10 protein-coding genes and 2 pseudogenes are annotated in these 17,362 nt (G+C 59.4%); 6 read left to right on the top strand and 6 right to left on the bottom strand.

Features of this window, described 5'->3' with window-relative positions:
- Positions 1-455 precede the first annotated feature (455 nt).
- The 6 genes and pseudogenes from EFD55_RS18350 to EFD55_RS33795 form a co-directional block, all read left to right on the top strand.
- Positions 456-6,887 (top strand): beta strand repeat-containing protein, encoded by a 6,432-nt coding sequence (locus tag EFD55_RS18350; RefSeq protein WP_125846471.1) that lies wholly within the window; start codon positions 456-458, stop codon positions 6,885-6,887.
- A gap of 66 nt (positions 6,888-6,953) precedes the next feature.
- Positions 6,954-9,158, top strand: coding sequence for a type I secretion system permease/ATPase (locus tag EFD55_RS18345; RefSeq protein ID WP_125846470.1), 2,205 nt, complete (start codon positions 6,954-6,956; stop codon positions 9,156-9,158).
- Positions 9,155-10,630, top strand: coding sequence for an HlyD family type I secretion periplasmic adaptor subunit (locus EFD55_RS18340; RefSeq protein ID WP_125846469.1), 1,476 nt, complete (start codon positions 9,155-9,157; stop codon positions 10,628-10,630). Before EFD55_RS18345 ends, EFD55_RS18340 begins: the two co-directional genes overlap by 4 nt.
- A gap of 192 nt (positions 10,631-10,822) precedes the next feature.
- Positions 10,823-11,164 (top strand): hypothetical protein, encoded by a 342-nt coding sequence (locus EFD55_RS18335; protein ID WP_125846468.1) that lies wholly within the window; start codon positions 10,823-10,825, stop codon positions 11,162-11,164.
- Between the two features lie 5 nt (positions 11,165-11,169).
- Positions 11,170-11,649 carry an RDD family protein gene (locus EFD55_RS34335; protein WP_376774099.1) on the top strand — a complete coding sequence of 160 codons (480 nt, stop codon included), beginning with the start codon at positions 11,170-11,172 and terminating at the stop codon, positions 11,647-11,649.
- A 142-nt stretch (positions 11,650-11,791) separates the two neighbouring features.
- Positions 11,792-11,887 (top strand): annotated as a pseudogene (locus EFD55_RS33795) (ATPase); the annotation flags it as partial.
- A 511-nt stretch (positions 11,888-12,398) separates the two neighbouring features.
- On the opposite strand, the gene EFD55_RS18325 reads toward EFD55_RS33795, so the two are convergent.
- The 6 genes and pseudogenes from EFD55_RS18325 to EFD55_RS33210 all read right to left on the bottom strand — a co-directional run bounded on the left by EFD55_RS18325 (position 12,399) and on the right by EFD55_RS33210 (position 17,004).
- The gene (locus EFD55_RS18325) at positions 12,399-14,171 is read right to left on the bottom strand and encodes an adenylate/guanylate cyclase domain-containing protein (RefSeq protein ID WP_125846467.1); all 1,773 of its coding nucleotides are present in this window, start codon (positions 14,169-14,171) and stop codon (positions 12,399-12,401) included.
- Between the two features lie 107 nt (positions 14,172-14,278).
- Positions 14,279-14,551, bottom strand: a complete 273-nt coding sequence (locus EFD55_RS18320) for a hypothetical protein (protein ID WP_125846466.1) — start codon at positions 14,549-14,551, stop codon at positions 14,279-14,281.
- A 445-nt stretch (positions 14,552-14,996) separates the two neighbouring features.
- Positions 14,997-15,182 carry a zinc-binding dehydrogenase gene (locus EFD55_RS33470; protein WP_205909793.1) on the bottom strand — a complete coding sequence of 62 codons (186 nt, stop codon included), beginning with the start codon at positions 15,180-15,182 and terminating at the stop codon, positions 14,997-14,999.
- A gap of 149 nt (positions 15,183-15,331) precedes the next feature.
- Positions 15,332-15,769: pseudogene (locus EFD55_RS18310) on the bottom strand (ArdC-like ssDNA-binding domain-containing protein); the annotation flags it as partial.
- Positions 15,770-16,060: 291 nt separating this feature from the next.
- Positions 16,061-16,372: a hypothetical protein gene (locus EFD55_RS18305; RefSeq protein ID WP_245438493.1), complete on the bottom strand. Its 312-nt coding sequence runs from the start codon at positions 16,370-16,372 to the stop codon at positions 16,061-16,063.
- A 455-nt stretch (positions 16,373-16,827) separates the two neighbouring features.
- On the bottom strand, positions 16,828-17,004 hold the full coding sequence (locus EFD55_RS33210; protein WP_165504867.1) for a hypothetical protein: 177 nt from the start codon (positions 17,002-17,004) through the stop codon (positions 16,828-16,830).
- Positions 17,005-17,362: the final 358 nt, after the last annotated feature.

Genomic DNA, 17,362 nt, shown 5'->3' with positions numbered 1-17,362 from the left:
GCGTGGCCTACGCGGAGAAGGCCGGGAAGTATGATAATCCCGCTACCGAACGTTACCTTGGATATAGCGCCGTACACTATGTACAAACTGTAGAGGCGGCTCACGGGAACATTTCCAAGCAAGCCTTCTACGAATCTCTTGGTCCCGCCAGATACGGCGAGAAAATCGGCTCCCCCGAACATGTCGCCGATCGCGCTTTTGCGGCTGGCTATAGTTTTCTGGAAGCGTATTCGGCTATGGCCGGACTTTCTCCTTATTCCCCAGAAGTCTACCACGCCCTGGATAAGCATCGCGCCCAAAACACAGCTAGGTTAGCTGGCTCTTCAGACTCCTCCAGCAGCTCGAAGTCGGCATCCAGCAGCAGTTCAAAGTCTCTTGGAAGCAGGAGTAGCAGTGATTACGGACCAAGCCCCAGCGGCAACTGGAGCTCCTCCACGAGGCCGGTTCTTCTAGATTTGAGCGGCAACGGCTTGAGCGTCGAGACCTTATCAACCTCCTTCAAATTCCTGGATCTCGATGGTGACGGCTATCAGCATCGCACTGCCTGGGCAGCAGCCGGCACTGGTGTCCTTATCATCGACGCAAATGGCGACGGCCAGATCAGCCAGTCGAACGAATTCGCCTTCACCGAATGGGATTCTTCGGCGACGAGCGATCTCGAGGCGCTGAAGCATGTCTTCGATACCAACGGCAACGGCAAATTGGATGCCGGCGATGTCCAATGGTCGAAGTTCCGGGTTGAGGTCAACGGGCAGCTGGTGACGCTCGACAGCCTCGGCATCACTTCGATCGACCTGACACCGAAGGGCAGCGGCCAGACTTACGACGACGGCTCCGCGATCACCGGAACTACCACCTTCACCCGCGCCGACGGCACGACTGGAACGGTTGGTGACGCCAAGCTGGCAAATGACGATGACTCATACATCATCAAGACGACCAGCGTCACGAAGGCTGACAGTTCGGTCGAGAAGACGATCCTTGCCTATAATGCCGACGGCAGCCTTGCCTTCCGCAACATCGTCACCACAAGTGCCGATGGCCGGAACATTCAGACCCAGTTCGACGACGACGGCAACGGCACGTTCGACCGCTCGCAGACCAACGTGCTGACCGTTGATGCATCAGGCGTCCAGACGAAGACCGTTTCCAATTTCAATGCCGATGGATCGCTGAAGGATCGCACCACGACGGTCACCAGCGCCGATCATTTGACCGTGACGACGACGCTCGACCAGGATGGCGACGGCATCATCAATCAGCGCCAGATCTATGTCCGAAACGCCGATGGTTCGACCGCGACGACCACGGAACAGCTCAGCGTTAACGGCACGCTCCTGACGAAGACGATGGTCTCTTCGTCCGTCGACGGCCTAACCAAGACGACCAGCCTCGATCGCGACGGCAACGGCACTTACGACGATATCGTCACCGAGACCACGACGATCGCAGCGGACGGCACGCGCAAGAAAACGACCAAGGAGACAAGCGCCAACGGCAAAACCCTCTCCGCCTCCAGTGCGACGACCAGCGCCGATGGCCGCACGATTTCGACCTATGTCGATTCGGACGGCAACGGCCCATCCGAAACCCGCACCGATACCACATCGACGGTCGCGACATCAGGCGATGTGACGCTGGACACGATCGTCTACAACACCAACGCATCCTTCATTAAACGCTCGAAGACGACGACGATCACCACAGCCGACGGATTGAAGAAGACCGTTGCGATCGATGTGAACGCCGATAATATCGTCGACTTCACCGATACAGATATGACGGTGATCGACGCCAACAACCGAACGCAGACGGTCCAGCGTCGCACCAAGACCGGCACGGCCGGAACGCTCCTGTCACGGACGGTCACAACGACCAGCCTCGACGGCAAGTCGATCACCATCGCCGAGGATGCCAATGGCGACGGGAAGAACGATAAATTCACCAAGATCGTCGTCGGCGCCGATGGGCAGACGACCAATACCGTCAGCACGCTGAACTCCGACGACTCAATGGTCAACAAGATCGAAGCGATCACAACGGCCGACGGCTTGTCGAAGAAGACGAGCACTGATGCGAACGGCGATGGTGTTTACGACCTCGTGGTTGAGGACGTTATCACCAATGGGACCAATGGCAGCCGCACGGAAACCGTGACGACAAAGAACGCCAATGGCGCAACGATCGCCACGACGATCACTAACACAACGGCCGATAGCCTGACCCAGACCGTCAAGACCGATGCCAACGGCGACGGTGTCTTCGAGGAGACGACGAGCGATGTCATCGTTCTGGATGGTGCGGGCAAGCGCACGGAAACGGTAAGGAGCACGAGCGCCGACGGAACGCTGAATACGCAGACCATCACCGAAGTCAGCGCCGATCGCCGGACGACCACCATCTGGACGGATGCCGATGGCGACGGCAAGATCGATACGCGCCAGGTCAAGCTCATCGCAGCCGACGGCTCGACCACGACAACGGAGACGGCCTACACGCCGAATGATACCGTCACCGGCACGACCAGGAGCACGGTCACCGTCAGCGGCAACGGCTTGACGACGACAACGTCCGTCGATCTGAACCGCGATAGTGTCGCTGATCGGATGACCAGCGACCAGACCGTGCTGAGTGTCGATGGAAGCAAGACAGAGACCATCTCTCTGACGAGCAGCGATACCACGCGTCTCAACAAGAAGACCATCCTCACCACCGGCAACGGCAAGTCGATCACCACCAGCGAGTACATCAACGGCGACGAGGTGGTCGACGCCAAGACGACCGATGTCACGACATTCGATACCTACGGCAAGCAATTCCAGACCGTCTCGAATTACCGGGGCACGACGCTCCTCGGCACAACCAAAGTCACGACCAATCTCAACGGCCTCGATGGGTCGACGGATTATGATCTGGATGGCGACGGTACGGTCAACAGGACTTTGTCCTGGAAGAAAACGCCGCTCGATCCGCTCGGATCAGTCACCACGACGGAGACGATCAAGGCGACCGACGCCGATGCCACGCTGATCTCGCAGAAGATCACCACGGTCAGCGCCGACCAGAAAACCACGACGATCAGCTCCAAGATCGACAGCGACGCCGTTGTCGATCGCCTGGAAACGATAACGATCGACGTCACAGGAACGCAGAAGGACGAGATCAAGCAGTACAATGCTGCTGGCACTCTCGAAAGCCAGTTGGTCGTCACCATCTCGGATGACGGGCTGTTGAAGACGTCTAGTTCCGACCTCGATGGGAACAACAATTTCGAACTCGTGACCACCGATAACACCGTATTGAATGCCGACGGTAGCCGCACGGAGACGATCTCGAAGAAGGGCATCGGCGATGTGCTGATTTCCCGCACGACGACCAATGTCAGTGCCAGCGGTTTGAGCAAGACGACGAGCTGGGCCGATGCCAGCGGCAACGTGGTCCGCTCTATGAGCGACGTCACCGTACTCAACGCCGATGGCGGCAAGACGGAGACGCTGTCCTACTTCAAGCCGGATGGAACGACGCTCGAAAGCAAGACCGTTACCACGGTTGCGGCTCATGGCCTCTCGACCACCGTCACCACCGATGTCGATGGCAACAATACTGTCGACAAGAAGTCGGTCACCACAAAGCAGGCCGATGGCTCGACGGTCCAGATCCTCAGCGACTTCGGCGCCAGCAATGCGCTCAAGGATACGAAGACGGTCACGACCTCTGCCGACGGCCTGACGCAGACCATCGAATACGACAGCGACGGCAACACCACGGTCGACAAGAAGACCACCAGCACGACGGTTCTGAACGCCAACGGCAGCAAGACGACCAGGACGGACGATATCGTCGCCGGCGTCACCAAGAGCATCACCCTGACCGATGTTTCGGGCGACGGCCTGACCGTGACCACCAAGTGGGATACGACAGGCACCGGTGACGGCAAGACCTTCGACAAGAGCCGGACCGACGTCACCGTGCTCAATGCCAACGGCTCGAAGACGCAGACGATCAGCAATCTGACCGGCACGACGCTGACCAGCCGCTACCTCGTCACCACCAGTGCCAACGGCCTGTCGATCACCACCCAGATCGATCCGACCGGTGCCGGCACCTACAGTCAGACGGCCACCGATGTCACCGTCTTGAATGCCAATGGCACCAAGACGAGGACGGTGGAAAGCAAGAAGGCCGATGGTTCGCTGATCTCCAGGACGACCGCCACGATTAGCGCCAACGGCCTGATCGTTGCATCAAGCGAGGAGCGTCCGGGCTTTGCCAACCAGACCGCCACCGACTCGACCACGGTCCTGGCGGACGGCGCCATTCGCGAGACCGTCGAGACGAAGGACAGCGGCGGAACCCGGATCGGCAAGGTGGTCACCCTGACCAGCGCCGACAAGTTGACCGTCACCATTGACCGTGACGGCAACGGGGACGGCATCGTCGACCAGCATCAGGAGACGGTCACCGCGCCTTCCGGCATTCAGACATCGGTCACCACCAACTTCAAGGCCGACGGAACAACGGTCAAGGACAAGTCGACCATCGTCGTCTCCGCCGACGGCCGCATGACGACGACCACCTGGGATCTCGATGGCAATGGCACGAACGATCGCCAGCGGGTGACAAATTTCACCGCCAATGCCGATGGAAGCAGCACCACCGTCATCTCCGACACAGACTTTCCGGCCGGGACGTTGGCCGCGAAGACCACGATCCAAACCTCGGCCGACGGCAGGGTGAGGACGACCTCGAAGGATATCAACGGCGACGGTACACCCGATCAGGTCGATACCGTCACCGTCGATACCACCGGTTCCTCGGTCTCGGTGGTCACCAATTACGCGGCGGCGCGCAACATCTCCAACCTGACGCCGGGCGTCGTCTATTGGAGCCAGGCGATCGCCGCGAAGATCGAGACCACCACATCGGCAGATGGCCGCGTCAAGGTCGCCAAATACGACTATGATGGCAACGGTGCCTACGAGACCGTCATGCAGTCGACCATCCAGGTCGACGGCTCGGTCGTTACGACAGTGACCGAGACCAACGCCAGCGGAGCCGTCAACGCAAGGGGCACGATCGCAACCAGTGCCGATGGCCTGATCACCACGCTGTCGAAGGATACCGACAACAACGGCACCGTCGATCATACAGAAAACGCGGTGACACATGCCGATGGCTCGATCACGCTGACCAAGATCGACCTCAACGCCAGTGGCGCGCTGACACAGACTGTCGTCGATCAGGTAACCGCGCTTGGCTCGCTTTCCTCCAGCCTCACGACGGACTCGGCTGGCCGCAAGACTGCTGACACTGTCGTTGCCGCTGACGGAAGCTCAGTGGCGACGACCTATGATGGGCCGAGCGGCCAGCAACTGAGCGTCAGCAACGCGACCAGGGCCGGCTTGCTGACCAGCGCGACTTTCTATGACCCGCTCAATGCGAAACAATGGACGCGGATCGAACAGCAATATGATGCCGCCGGCAAAAAGACGCTCGAAAAACAGTTCAACCGCGATGGCACGCGGGTGGAAATCACGTACGATGTCTCGAATGCCACATGGGATCGCTACGAAAAGTGGTACGACACATCGAATCGTTTGACCGGGCAGACCAACTACAACGATGATGGGACGCGCGAAGTTTACACCTATGATGTCGCTGGCACGCAGTCTTGGTCGACAATTCGGCAGAATTACATCGCCGCAGGGCTGTCATCGCAGTATCAATATTACTACAATGGTACGACTGATGTCTTCAATTACGATCCTGGTAAGACCGTGGGATGGGATCGCATTGAGTCTACTTACAATTCCACCACTCAACTCACAGATGACCATCTCACCGTAAAGAACGTCTATTACGACAACAGCGAGAAAAGCTTTAATTCATGGGATCGATCGGGTTCGCAGCCGTGGTTCTTTTCTCGCACGGACAAGAATAGCGCCGACCAGAAGACCTACGAAGAAACGACCTTGGATAGCGGGGAAACGCGTAAGACGACTTATGACGTCAGCGGCCGCGAGAACTGGAGCTACAAAACCGACTACTACACATCTGCGACCGCAGACGTCCTGATGAAAACGTTCTATCAAAGGGACGACACAAGAAAGTGGACATGGGTCACTTTCGACTATCAGTACCGGTACGACTGGCTCAGGGATGAGGTGAACTATGACCGAAACGGGGTTCGAACCAGCGAGGACAAGTATTTTGATAACGGCACTCGCATCGAATACGAGTATCATTCCGACCGGGGTGGTACGCTGGATTGGTGGAGATCCTACGATGCCCAAGGACGGCCCGGCCCAATACATTATGCCAATTCGCCGATCCTCCTAGACCTGAATGGCGACAACCATGTTGATCTTCGTCCGTTGGACTCGCTCGGGTCATCGGTCGGCTTCGACTGGGATGGCGACGGCCTGGCAGATGAAACAGCCTGGGTTGGTCCTCAGGATGGCTTCCTCGCGATCGATCTTGGGGCGGGCGGAACGGCCGGCGCCGATGGGCATATCGACCAGGCGCGGGAGCTGGCCTTCAGCCTTTGGAACGACGGGGCAACAACCGACCTCGATGGCCTGCGGCTCGCCTTCGATACGAACCATGACAACGTCCTTGACCTGAACGATGATCGTTGGAGCGAGTTCCGGGTCTGGCGCGATCTCAACCAGAACGGCGTTAGCGATGCCGGCGAGTTGCAGACGATGACGGACGCCGGCATCCGACTGATCAACCTGATAGCGAGCAGCGATGGAGCGCAATCCTTTGCCGATGGGTCTATGATCACGGGCACCAGCTCCTATCAAACCGTCGACGGCACCAACCAATATCTGGTCGGCGACGCCATTCTTGCCTCGCGGTCCAGCCGGGACGCTAATGTTGCGTAACGACGTCTCTTGCCTCCTGCCGGCGCCCCGTGGCGCCGGCATATCCGCCTTTCGTTGATCCCGCACATGGTAGACATTCAGACAGCACCCGACCGTGATGCGGCGGCGGAAAACGGCGGCGAACTGAGTGCCGCACCCGAAGCAGCAATCGCGGATAGCGGGTTGGCGGCCCTTTGCGCGATTGCCGGTTTTTTCAGGATCGCGTCACGCCCGGAAACGTTGATCCGTGAGCTGGCGCTGACGATGCCGGCCACACGCGACGACCTGCTGCGGGCAGCCAAGATCGTCGGCCTGAAAGCGCGCACGGTCCGTGCTCATCATGCCAAACGGCTAACAACCCTTCCTGCGCCCGCACTTGCCTCACTGAAGGACGGCACCTTCGCGGTCTTTGCCGGCGTGGCCGCCGAGGGGCGCTATCGACTGATCAACCCGATCGACTTTTCGGCGCGCAACGTCGAAGCAGAAGAACTTCTCTCGTTGACTGCGGGAGAGTTCATCCTCGTCCAGCGCCGTTTTGCCGGTCCCGGCGCCTCACAGCAGAATTTCGGCTTCCGCTGGTTCCTGCCGGCGATCTGGCGCTACCGGCGGGCCTTCGGCCATGTGCTGATCGCCTCCCTCGTCATCCAGATCTTCGCGCTGGTGACGCCATTGTTCTTCCAGGTCGTCGTTGACAAGGTGCTGGCGCACCGCAGCTATTCGACGCTGATCGTGCTCGTCGTCGGCCTTGCCGCCGTCGGGCTCTTCGATGTCGTGCTGCAATATCTGAGAACCTATGCTCTGTCGCACACGACCAACCGCATCGATGTCGAACTCGGCCGCCGCCTGTTTCGCCATCTGTTGAACCTGCCGCTCAGCTATTTCGAAACACGCGCCACCGGCCAGACGGTCGCGAGGATCCGTGAGCTCGAAACCATCCGCAATTTCCTGACCGGTCAGGGCCTGTTCTCCGGCCTGGACCTGATCTTCACCGTCGTCTTCATCTTCGTGCTGTTTTCTTATTCCTCGAAGCTCGCCTGGATCGTCGTCGCCTCCATTCCCTTTTACATGGCGATCGGCTTTCTCATCCGTCCCTTCCTCAAGGAGCGGATCGACGAGAAGTTCGAGCGCGGCGCCTTCAGCCAGCAATTGCTCGTCGAGACCGTCGTCGGCATCCAGACGCTGAAGGCGTCGGCGGTCGAGCCGGTGGTCTCCTCGCAGTGGGAAGAGCGGCTGGCCGCCTATGTGCGTTCGTCTTTCCTCGCGACCATGCTCGCGGCGAAGGGCCAGAATGCCATCCAGTATGTCAACAAGATCACCTCGGCCGCTCTGCTTCTCTTCGGCGCACAGGCAGTCATCGATGGCGAATTGACCGTCGGGGCGCTGGTCGCCTTCAACATGATCGCCGGCCAGGTCTCGCAGCCGATCCTGCGCCTGTCGCAGCTATGGCAAGATTTCCAGCAGGTGCAGGTTTCCGTCGCCAGGCTCTCGGATATTCTGAACGCCCCGCAGGAGCCACGCCCGAGCGTCGCCGTCAGCCTGCCGCCGCCGAAGGGAGCGATTGGCTTCAAATCGGTGAACTTCCGTTACTCCCCCGATGGTCAGGATGTGTTGAAGGACATCAGCTTTTCGATCCGGCCGGGCGAAGTCATCGGCATCGTCGGCCCTTCCGGCTCCGGCAAGTCGACGCTGACCAAGCTGGTGCAGCGCTTCTATATCCCGAACAGCGGCCAGGTCTTCGTCGACGGCCAGGATATCGCCCAGGTCGATCCGGCGTGGCTGCGGTCGAATATCGGTGTCGTGCTTCAGGAGAACATGCTGTTCAACCGGACGATCCACGACAATATCTGCATGGTCAACCCGGCCATGTCGCGGGCCGCCGCCATTCAGATGGCGCGATTGTCAGGCGCCGACGAGTTCATCGCCAAGCTGCCGCGCGGCTACGATACGCTGATCGAGGAGCGTGGCGCCAATCTCTCCGGCGGACAAAGACAGCGGCTCGCCATTGCCCGTGCGCTCGCCACCAATCCGCCGATCCTGATCCTCGATGAAGCCACCAGCGCCCTCGACTATGAGAGCGAGCGCATCATCCTTGCCAACATGCGCGAGATCGTCCGCGGCCGTACCGTCATCATCATCGCCCATCGCCTGGCGACGGTCAGGCACTGCAACCGCATCATCGGCATGAAGGACGGACGCATCGTCGAGGAGGGAACACACGAAACGCTGCTTTCCCGCCCGAACGGCCTCTATGCCCATCTCTGGCAGCTGCAGACGGGGCCGGTGCAGTCATGAACCAGAACGTTCAGCCTCCCCGGCTTCCGCCAAAACCTCCGAAGCGATTGCGGGTGGACAACGAATTTCTGCCGGCAGCGCTCGAAATCTTGGAAACACCGGCATCGCCGATCCGCACCGCGTTCATCTGGTTCATCTGCTTGCTCACTGCCGGCGCGCTGATCTGGAGCTATGTCGGCAAATTCGATATCGTCGCAACAGCCCAGGGAAAGATCCAACCGACCGGACGCGTCAAGGTGATCCAGTCGATCGAAGTCGGCAAAACGATCGCCGTTCCTGTCTCGAACGGCGCCAAGGTGGAAGCCGGAGACATACTCGTCGAGCTTGACCCGACCGATGCACGCGCCGAAGTCACCGCGCTCTCCACCAGCCTCGCCGCGCTGCGGGCCGAGGTGACCCGGCGCGCCGCCGCATTGGCGCAGGTCAATGCCTGGCAGCATGCTGATCTCTGGAGCGGAGAACGCAGAATCGAGCTCACGCCGGAATTCGATGGTTCGATACCGGCCGAGATCCGAACACGTGAAACGCTGCTCTACAATTCCGATCTTGAGCAGCTTGCATCGACCCTCGACAGTCTTGCGGCGCAGCGAAACCAGCAATTCGCCGCACTGAAGCGATACACCGAGATGGTCACGGCCCAGCAGGCGCTGGTCGCGACACTTACGGATCGTGTGACAATGCGGTCCAACCTTGTCGATCTCAGCGCCGGCTCGAGATCCGGCGTCATCGATGCCGTCGAGACCAAGCAGAAGGAAGAGGCAACGCTCGCCGAACAGGTGGGTCAGCGGGCGGAGGCGGAGACCGCGATCGTCGCAGCGACGAGCGAAGGGATGAAAGCGATCAAAACCTTCGTCGCCGACAATGCTGAGAAGCAGGCGGAAGCATCACGCGACATCGACGAGAAGGAGCAGCAACTGGTCAAGGCGGCCAAGCGGCTGGACTCGATGACGATCAAAAGCCCGATTAACGGCATCGTTCAGACATCGGCCATCTCCACGGTCGGCCAGGTCGTGACTGCGGGTGCCGAACTGATGCGCATCGTGCCGGACGACTCGTCTCTCGAGATCGAAGCTTATCTGCCGAACCGCGATATCGGCTTCGTGTCGCCCGGACAGCACGCCATTATCAAGGTCGAAGCCTTTCCATTTACCCGCTATGGCATCCTGAACGGTACCGTCACCCGCGTCGCAACCGACGCCATTCCAGAACCCGATGCGCAGCAGCTCGAAGGCCAGCCGGCAAAGGAACTGCAGAGCGTCATCCCGATCGGCAACGCCCAACGCGTGCAGAACCTGGTCTTCCCCGTCGTTATCAAGCCGGCTGAGATAAGCATCAACATCGAAGGGACGCGCGTCGCGCTGTCTCCCGGCATGTCCGTCACTGTCGAGGTCAAGACCGGCAGTCGGCGCATTCTGGAATATCTCTACTCGCCGCTCGCTGAAATCGGATCGCAAGCCATGCAGGAGAGGTGAGCAGAAGCAGCACTATTGGCGGCACTCGGCCGCCGTCACAGGGATTTCTCAGATTTATCGCGAGCGCGCTCGCTTCTTCGATCATATCGCATTGTTTGGCGCGGGGGTCACGTGGACGTTAATATCACTCATGCTCAGAGAATTGTGCAGCCTCGGCTCTTTTGGAGGCGGGCCTTTGCCTATCTGGTCGACATGACAATTCTTGAAATTGTGCTGGCGGTGCTCGCGCTCGTCATTCCCTTGAATTTCGGGATGCCGCTCTTTCAGAGCACGCAGTGCGGAGAAGTCACCTCTGGCCCTTTGGTGGAAAGGGTCGAGCGCGAATGGCCCCTGAAACCCGGCGAGACAAGGGTCAATCAAATCTGCCAAATCACTGAGTTTCTGGGGCAAGAGAGCCCGTTCTTTCAGACGACGGCGATCGCTGGTAATCCCGACGGCGGACCGGTGTCATGGCAGACGATCTCGGTGGCGCTCGACCAGAACGGTGACCCGATCGAAGGGTCGCGGACTCCCTCGGCCCGCTGGTCGGTTTAGTTCTTGTGTGGTTCGCTTTCGCGTACTTCAGTGCAAACGGTCGAAGAACGCTTGGCAAAAAGATCTTGTCGATACGAGTGACTACGACCGGGGGCGAAGCGCTGCGTTTGAGCAGGGCCCTTAAAAGGGAACTGCTGAAGATCTTGCCGTTCATTGCCTTTGTGGGAATCGACTCGATCGTCGCCGTGACCGTCGCCCATCAAGGTCTTGATGCCATGCTCCACGCGGCGCGTGACGGCATCGCGGCAACCACGATTTCCGTATTAGCTGGCGTGGTCATTCTGATATCCGCGCTCGTGTGGTGGCTCCTGCCGTTGATCAGGTGGCGAGGCCAGATGTTCTATGACCGGTTTGCCGGAACCCTTGGAGCAATGACGAGGATGGCGCAGTCGCTTGAGCTGAAGGATATCTGCAAAGCCGTGGCAAAGAGCTTCTTCATGGTCGATCAGCTCGCTATGGCACCGTGCAATCCTTTCCGGAGTTGAAGCCTCCGGGTGTCCGCATGTCGTATTCGACGCGGCAGGAAACGGCGCCGGCCGAAATGACAGACACATTCAGCGGCGTGCTCGGTCTGATGCCGATCACCACTGTCGGATATTTCCCTTCCGTGCTGGCCTTGCGCCAGCTCCCAGTGCCGCTCGGCCTCAGGTGGTCTTCGGTTTCGGCGCAGTGGAATACGGGCTGCAGACGTTGGACGGCCTCGCCGCCTGCCTGAACGGCTGACGGCATTCGTTACGAATTTTCTGCAATGTCTTGCCGGTTTCGAATGCAAGCGGCCCGCGTTTAACGATGTCCGGCTTTCTCTCTGTATCCCTCCGCCGAAGGCCGTCTGCCGTGATCTCCTAATTGGTTCCATAAATCTGCTTACGCCTGAGACCTCGAATTTTGAGTGCCTTGCGCGCGACGTGAGGGTCGATGGTTCGTATCCTTTCGACTGCACCAGACGTCGTAGGCGAACGAGGGCGCTCCCGATGATGGGTTGAGCGCCCTCGGCGTGTCAGGAGGAGTCGCGCTCCTCAAGAAGGTGCAGGGCGGTGACGAGTACGAAGTAGCTTTGCAATGAGGTTTCGACCAAGGACTAAGTCCTTGTATGAAGGATTCGAAAATGGCTGGGTTGCCAGGCGGCGGAAACAGCGTTCCCACTTGGGCGGACCTGGATCCGCCAGATTCGCAAACCCCAATGTGGTCCGACCTCCGTGAAGCCCCGCGGCTCTCCTTCACTCGGGCTTCGCCTTCAGTCAGGGAGTCCGACCTTGGCGAAACCGTCCCTGATCCTGTCCGCATCGGCGGGATTAGTGAACGGCAGACGTCCCATGTGGCCAGCGAACGAGTATTTCGGGTTGACCTTCTTTAGCTCCGCCCAGACCCGCCGCGCCTCCTCGATCTCGCCGAGGTGACCGAGCGCTGCAATCAGGAAGCCCCGCGACAAGTCAGTGTCGGATACCAGTCGGATGCGCTGACGGAAGGCTTCGACGGCCTTCTCGTACTGCCCGGCAACAAGGTGGGCCGAACCGATGAAATGCCAGTACAAGTGGCCAACTAACGGATCGAGACGCATGGCGCGCTCAATGTCTGGAATCGCGTCGAGCGGCACACCACCATAGATCTTTGCGAACGCGCGCATGCCCATGGCGAGCACAAAATTTGGGTTGAGCGCCAGTGACTTCTCTGCTTCGTTAGTACACCCGGCCAGGTCGCGTTCCCAGAATTTCACCAACGCAGCTATATAGTGCGCGTAAGGAAGGTCAGGCCCCTTTTCAAGCGCCAGCTTGACGAAGTGGGCTGAAAGTTGCTTGCTGTCGGTCCTTCCGCTGTAGTTGTTCTGAAAGTCGCGATTGTAGGCATGAGCAAGGCCAGCGTAAGGCTCGGCATAATCGGCATCGAGCTCGATCGCCCGGGTGAAGCAGCCAACGGCAAGCTCGAACATTTCCTTGGTGCTCTGCGTACCCAACAAGGCCTCTCGCCCGCGCAGGAACAGATCGTGCGCCTCCATGCTTTCTGTCGGCGTTTGCGCAATGCGCGCCGATTCCGCTGGTGTCAGGGTCACCCTAAGTGCCTCGACGATGCGGCGCGTAACCTCGTCCTGGAGCGCGAAAATGTCGGTGAGCTCGCGATCGTAGCGATCCGCCCACAAATGCGTGCCGCTAGCAGCGTCGATGAGCTGTGCAGTGATCCGCACCCGGTTGCCGGCGCGGCGGATTGAACCCTCCAGCACAGCCGTCACGCCGAGTTCGCGCCCCACTGTACGGATGTCCACACTCTTGCCCTTATAGGTGAAGCTGGAGTTTCGGGCGATGACCAGGAGCCCGGCGATCTTGGAAAGATCGGTGATGATGTCCTCGCTTATGCCGTCGGAGAAATACTCCTGCTGGGGTTCCCCGGACATATTGTCGAACGGCAGCACGGCGATCGAAGCCTGCTCGCGACGCGCCGCAGCCGGTTCACCAGCCAACTGTCGCAGCTCTCTTGCGACCGAATCGCTGTTAGGGTGCCATCTCCACACCCGGATCGGTCGGTCGATGTTCTTCACTGTCACCTCGCCGCCGTCCTTGAACGCAACGTCGACTCGTCTGCCGACGCTCTCATTAACGATCGAGGCGATGCATACCCCCCCAGGCTCGGCGATGCTTTCAAGGCGCGCAGCAACGTTGACGCCGTCACCGTAGATGTCGTCTCCGTCGATGATGACGTCGCCAAGGTTGACCCCGATCCTGAGCGTGACGCCCTTGCCGCTCGGCTCGTCCTGCTCCTTGACGGCGCGCTGGATGGCGATCGCGCATTTGACGGCGTCAACCACGCTGGAAAACTCCACCAGCGTGCCGTCGCCGATGAGCTTCACGACCCGGCCGTTATGCTCGGTGACGGCGGGATTGAACAATGCCTCTCGATGGCGTTTGAGGGCAGCCAGCGTACCCGCCTCGTCCGCGCCCATCATTCGCGAATAGCCAACGACGTCCGCGGCGAGGATTGCCGCAAGTCGTCGGTCGGATTGGACTCTTTCGGCCATGTACCAATTCCTATTCGAGAGTCATGGCGGATCTCGGCGGACCGTCTCAGTTCCGCGCCAGCGAAGTTTGAACAGGCCCTACGAAGGGGCTTTTATCGGCGGAGCGATTACCCCTTCGACTCGACGAGGATCACCAGAGATTCCGGCACCACCCCGTCGAAAGCCATGGCATCGGCCGCCGCCTTGCTCTGCATCGCCGCCTGCAAGGCATCAATATCCGGAACGTCCATCATCACCGCCACGCGAGTCGGATCTTGAGGGTCAACAAACGTTCGGATGTTGGTCACCCCGAGCGGACCGAAAAGCTCCTTGCGCTTCGGTGAGGTAAGCCAGTGTTGCGCGCCCTTTGTGATGTCGTGATAGCCAATAATTGTCGGCATAGCATGCCTCCCTGCGACGACGTCGACGGCCGGATCCAAGGCCGCGGGTCTCGCAATGCTACGTTGCGCTCTTTTTGTCGGGCTGTAAATTGTCGCGTCAGGGCGCGGGAATGGTGGAGCAAGGGGCTCAGACACAGATGATAAAGATCGCCTGGGTCGTCACTCAGTTGCTGCCGTCTCGGGAACGTCGGCCAACTGCCGGAAGGACCCTTGCCCAAGAAGGCCACGCGCAGTTGCACAGGACCGGGAATGATCGAAGAGGGTCAATTCAAGCTATGGCGCCAGCAACGGTGGGTGGCTGCAAAGGCCGATCCTAGACCTTGGCGGCAAGAACTCGGATGTCCACATTTCCTGTTGGGTGTCCAAGCAGCGGACGGTCGGCCATCGGTCCCGTGGCGGAGCTGATTTCCGTTTGCCATTTCGGTAACTCAGACCGCGTTGACAGTTATCTGGAAGCTGCCATCAGCACGAGCTTGCCTTTGACGCCTCCCTGACCGAGCAGCTCCTGGGCGCGACGAGCCTCGGTCAAGGGCATCCGTTCGGCCACCATCGGCTTGATCTTCCCGTCGCGAAGCAGCTCGAGTAAGGCGCCGAGATCATCGCGGAACCAAGCGAGCTTCCACCGTTTCAAATATTGTATGCTGTAAGGGAGTATGCGTCGTCGGCCTGGGGAAACGAAAGCGCGGACCGCGTACCACGCGGGTCGCAATATCCCGCGAAGACGATAACGTAAGCCCTCTGCCAGTTGGCCCTTCTGCAGAAATGAAGTGAAGCCATATAGTCCGGCGCCGGCGCGTAGAAAGCCTTGTCGCCACCATGACGGATGAGGGCGCCGGTCGCCGCGAAGAAGGCATCGGCGTGCGCGATCCTGTCAACGGGCCGCACGGTATTGTCCTCACTCGGAACTGCATAGCTTTTAGGAAGGCCGTCGATCTGCTCGACATTGAAGACGGTGTAGGCCTTGAGGAAGGGAATATCGCGTTCGACCTCCCGCCCCTCGCCGTCAGTTTCGATCTTGCTGATACGGTTGGCATAAACGACCATCGAGCCCGTCTCGCCCTTGCGGACGCAAGCGCCAAGTTCCAATGCCTGGCGAAACGTCATCCATGTCGATGACGAAAAACCGCGTGCCATGCACTCCGACCAGAGCAGCAGCACGTTTCTACTCGAACTCGCTGCGGATGCCGCGATCGAGGCGCTACAGTCCCGCAAGATCATCCCGAACTGTCCTCGGCGGCAGTCGGCATACCGTGTACTACCCCCTCATGCGCTATGTCTTTTACCGTGCGACCGCTATGAGCGGAGTTTACGAGTTGCGCACCACAATCGCCGCCGACCGAGAACCGGGTATCTGGGGACATCGCGTGCTGCTGGAGGACGCGGCCGGCCAGTATTCAGGCAGTGCTCAGGAAATTATGGAAGTCTGTCACTGGAGGAGGCCTGCGGTGCCCTCGACAGTTTCGTGGGCGATCCGTTATGGGCCTATTTCAAGACCGCCAAAATGAAGGGCTAGTGGGCGTGAGTGATCCCGAGTGGGCATTTTCGTAGCGTATGTCGTTGTCCCAAGAAGACTCTATTCAAAGCCGGATAGGCGATAACGAATTGCCCGCGAGAGCTGGCCTTTGCAATTGCCGCCAGCTGGTTTGAAGCACTTTCAGGATCAATGGCGATAACACGCCGGTTGGCGTCGGAGCGTCTGAAAATGGTACCGTAAAAGTCGACTTCCTTGTCATTGTCTAGGATTGGAGGATCATCGGGCTGGGCATAGTTTGCCCGTTCCAGCTTGGAGCTTTGAAACGTCGCCTGAATGGTTTCCAGCATGTCGAATATGGCTTTAGCCTCTCGCTATAGCCTGGCGATCGCCGACATAGACGCTTGGCTTGAGCTCGACACCAAAGGGCATGAGAATTCAGATCTTCGACCGACCCACGGACATCTTCAGGTGTGGGCGCGCGCGTGCCGGATTCGCCCCGAGATTATCGAGGCGCTCGCACTTTCCCGGCATGCTGTTCCGCTAGGCTACATCGAACAACCTCGCATGCGAGGTGTTTGCCCTTCTTGCCTGGAGGATGACAGGCGAAATGGCCGATCAGTGGCTGCGCCGGAGCTGGTCTCGTGCCGAGAGCGTGGCTTGCCCGGTTCACCGAATTCGTTTGCGCTACAGCTGTTTAAAGTGCTTCTCGCGTTGCGATTTTCGATTTGAATGCCGGGACGGTTTGGTTGAATTCATCTGCCCCCACTGTCTAGCGGCTATATCTCGAGAGCCACCAACGAGATCAGAACTCGATCATGCCGACGTGCTGATCGCGACAATGGAGGCGATCGTTGATGCCGAGGAGGGGAGGGGAGCGATAGACCTCGCTGAAGTCGAAAAAGCGATCTGCTTTCTCTGGAGCGATTGTGCAAACAGGGGGAAGCCTGAGATCACTTTCCTCAGCTTCCAGCTTCCCCATGGCCCGACCCCCGTCCTGATGAACCGGGAGGTGCCGTTGACCGGCTTATCATTGATATGGCGGTCTGCCACGCTCTTCGCATTGGCACAGCTATTCGATATTGGCAGTGCCCGGTCCGATTTGGGTCCACCGGCCGAATGGCTAACGTTTGGATACCGGAGGCCTGGGGGCAAGGTGGTTTCGATCCAACGGTTACCCACGCGTGTCGAGACTAAAACGCGGAACCGGGAACTGTCGCCGCGATCCGACCAGGATTATCTTAGGTTGGCCAGCAAGGCGTTAAAACATCAGCGGTGTGCGAACATCGCTAGCTTGGAGACGCGTGAGGGGTCAAAGGCGCTGTCCAGGTTAGCTCGCG

This window comes from Rhizobium pisi, assembly GCF_003938655.1.
Classification (GTDB): Bacteria; Pseudomonadota; Alphaproteobacteria; order Rhizobiales; family Rhizobiaceae; genus Rhizobium; species Rhizobium pisi.
Note: the sequence above shows the minus strand (reverse complement) of the source record. Positions and strands in the feature narration are given on the sequence as shown.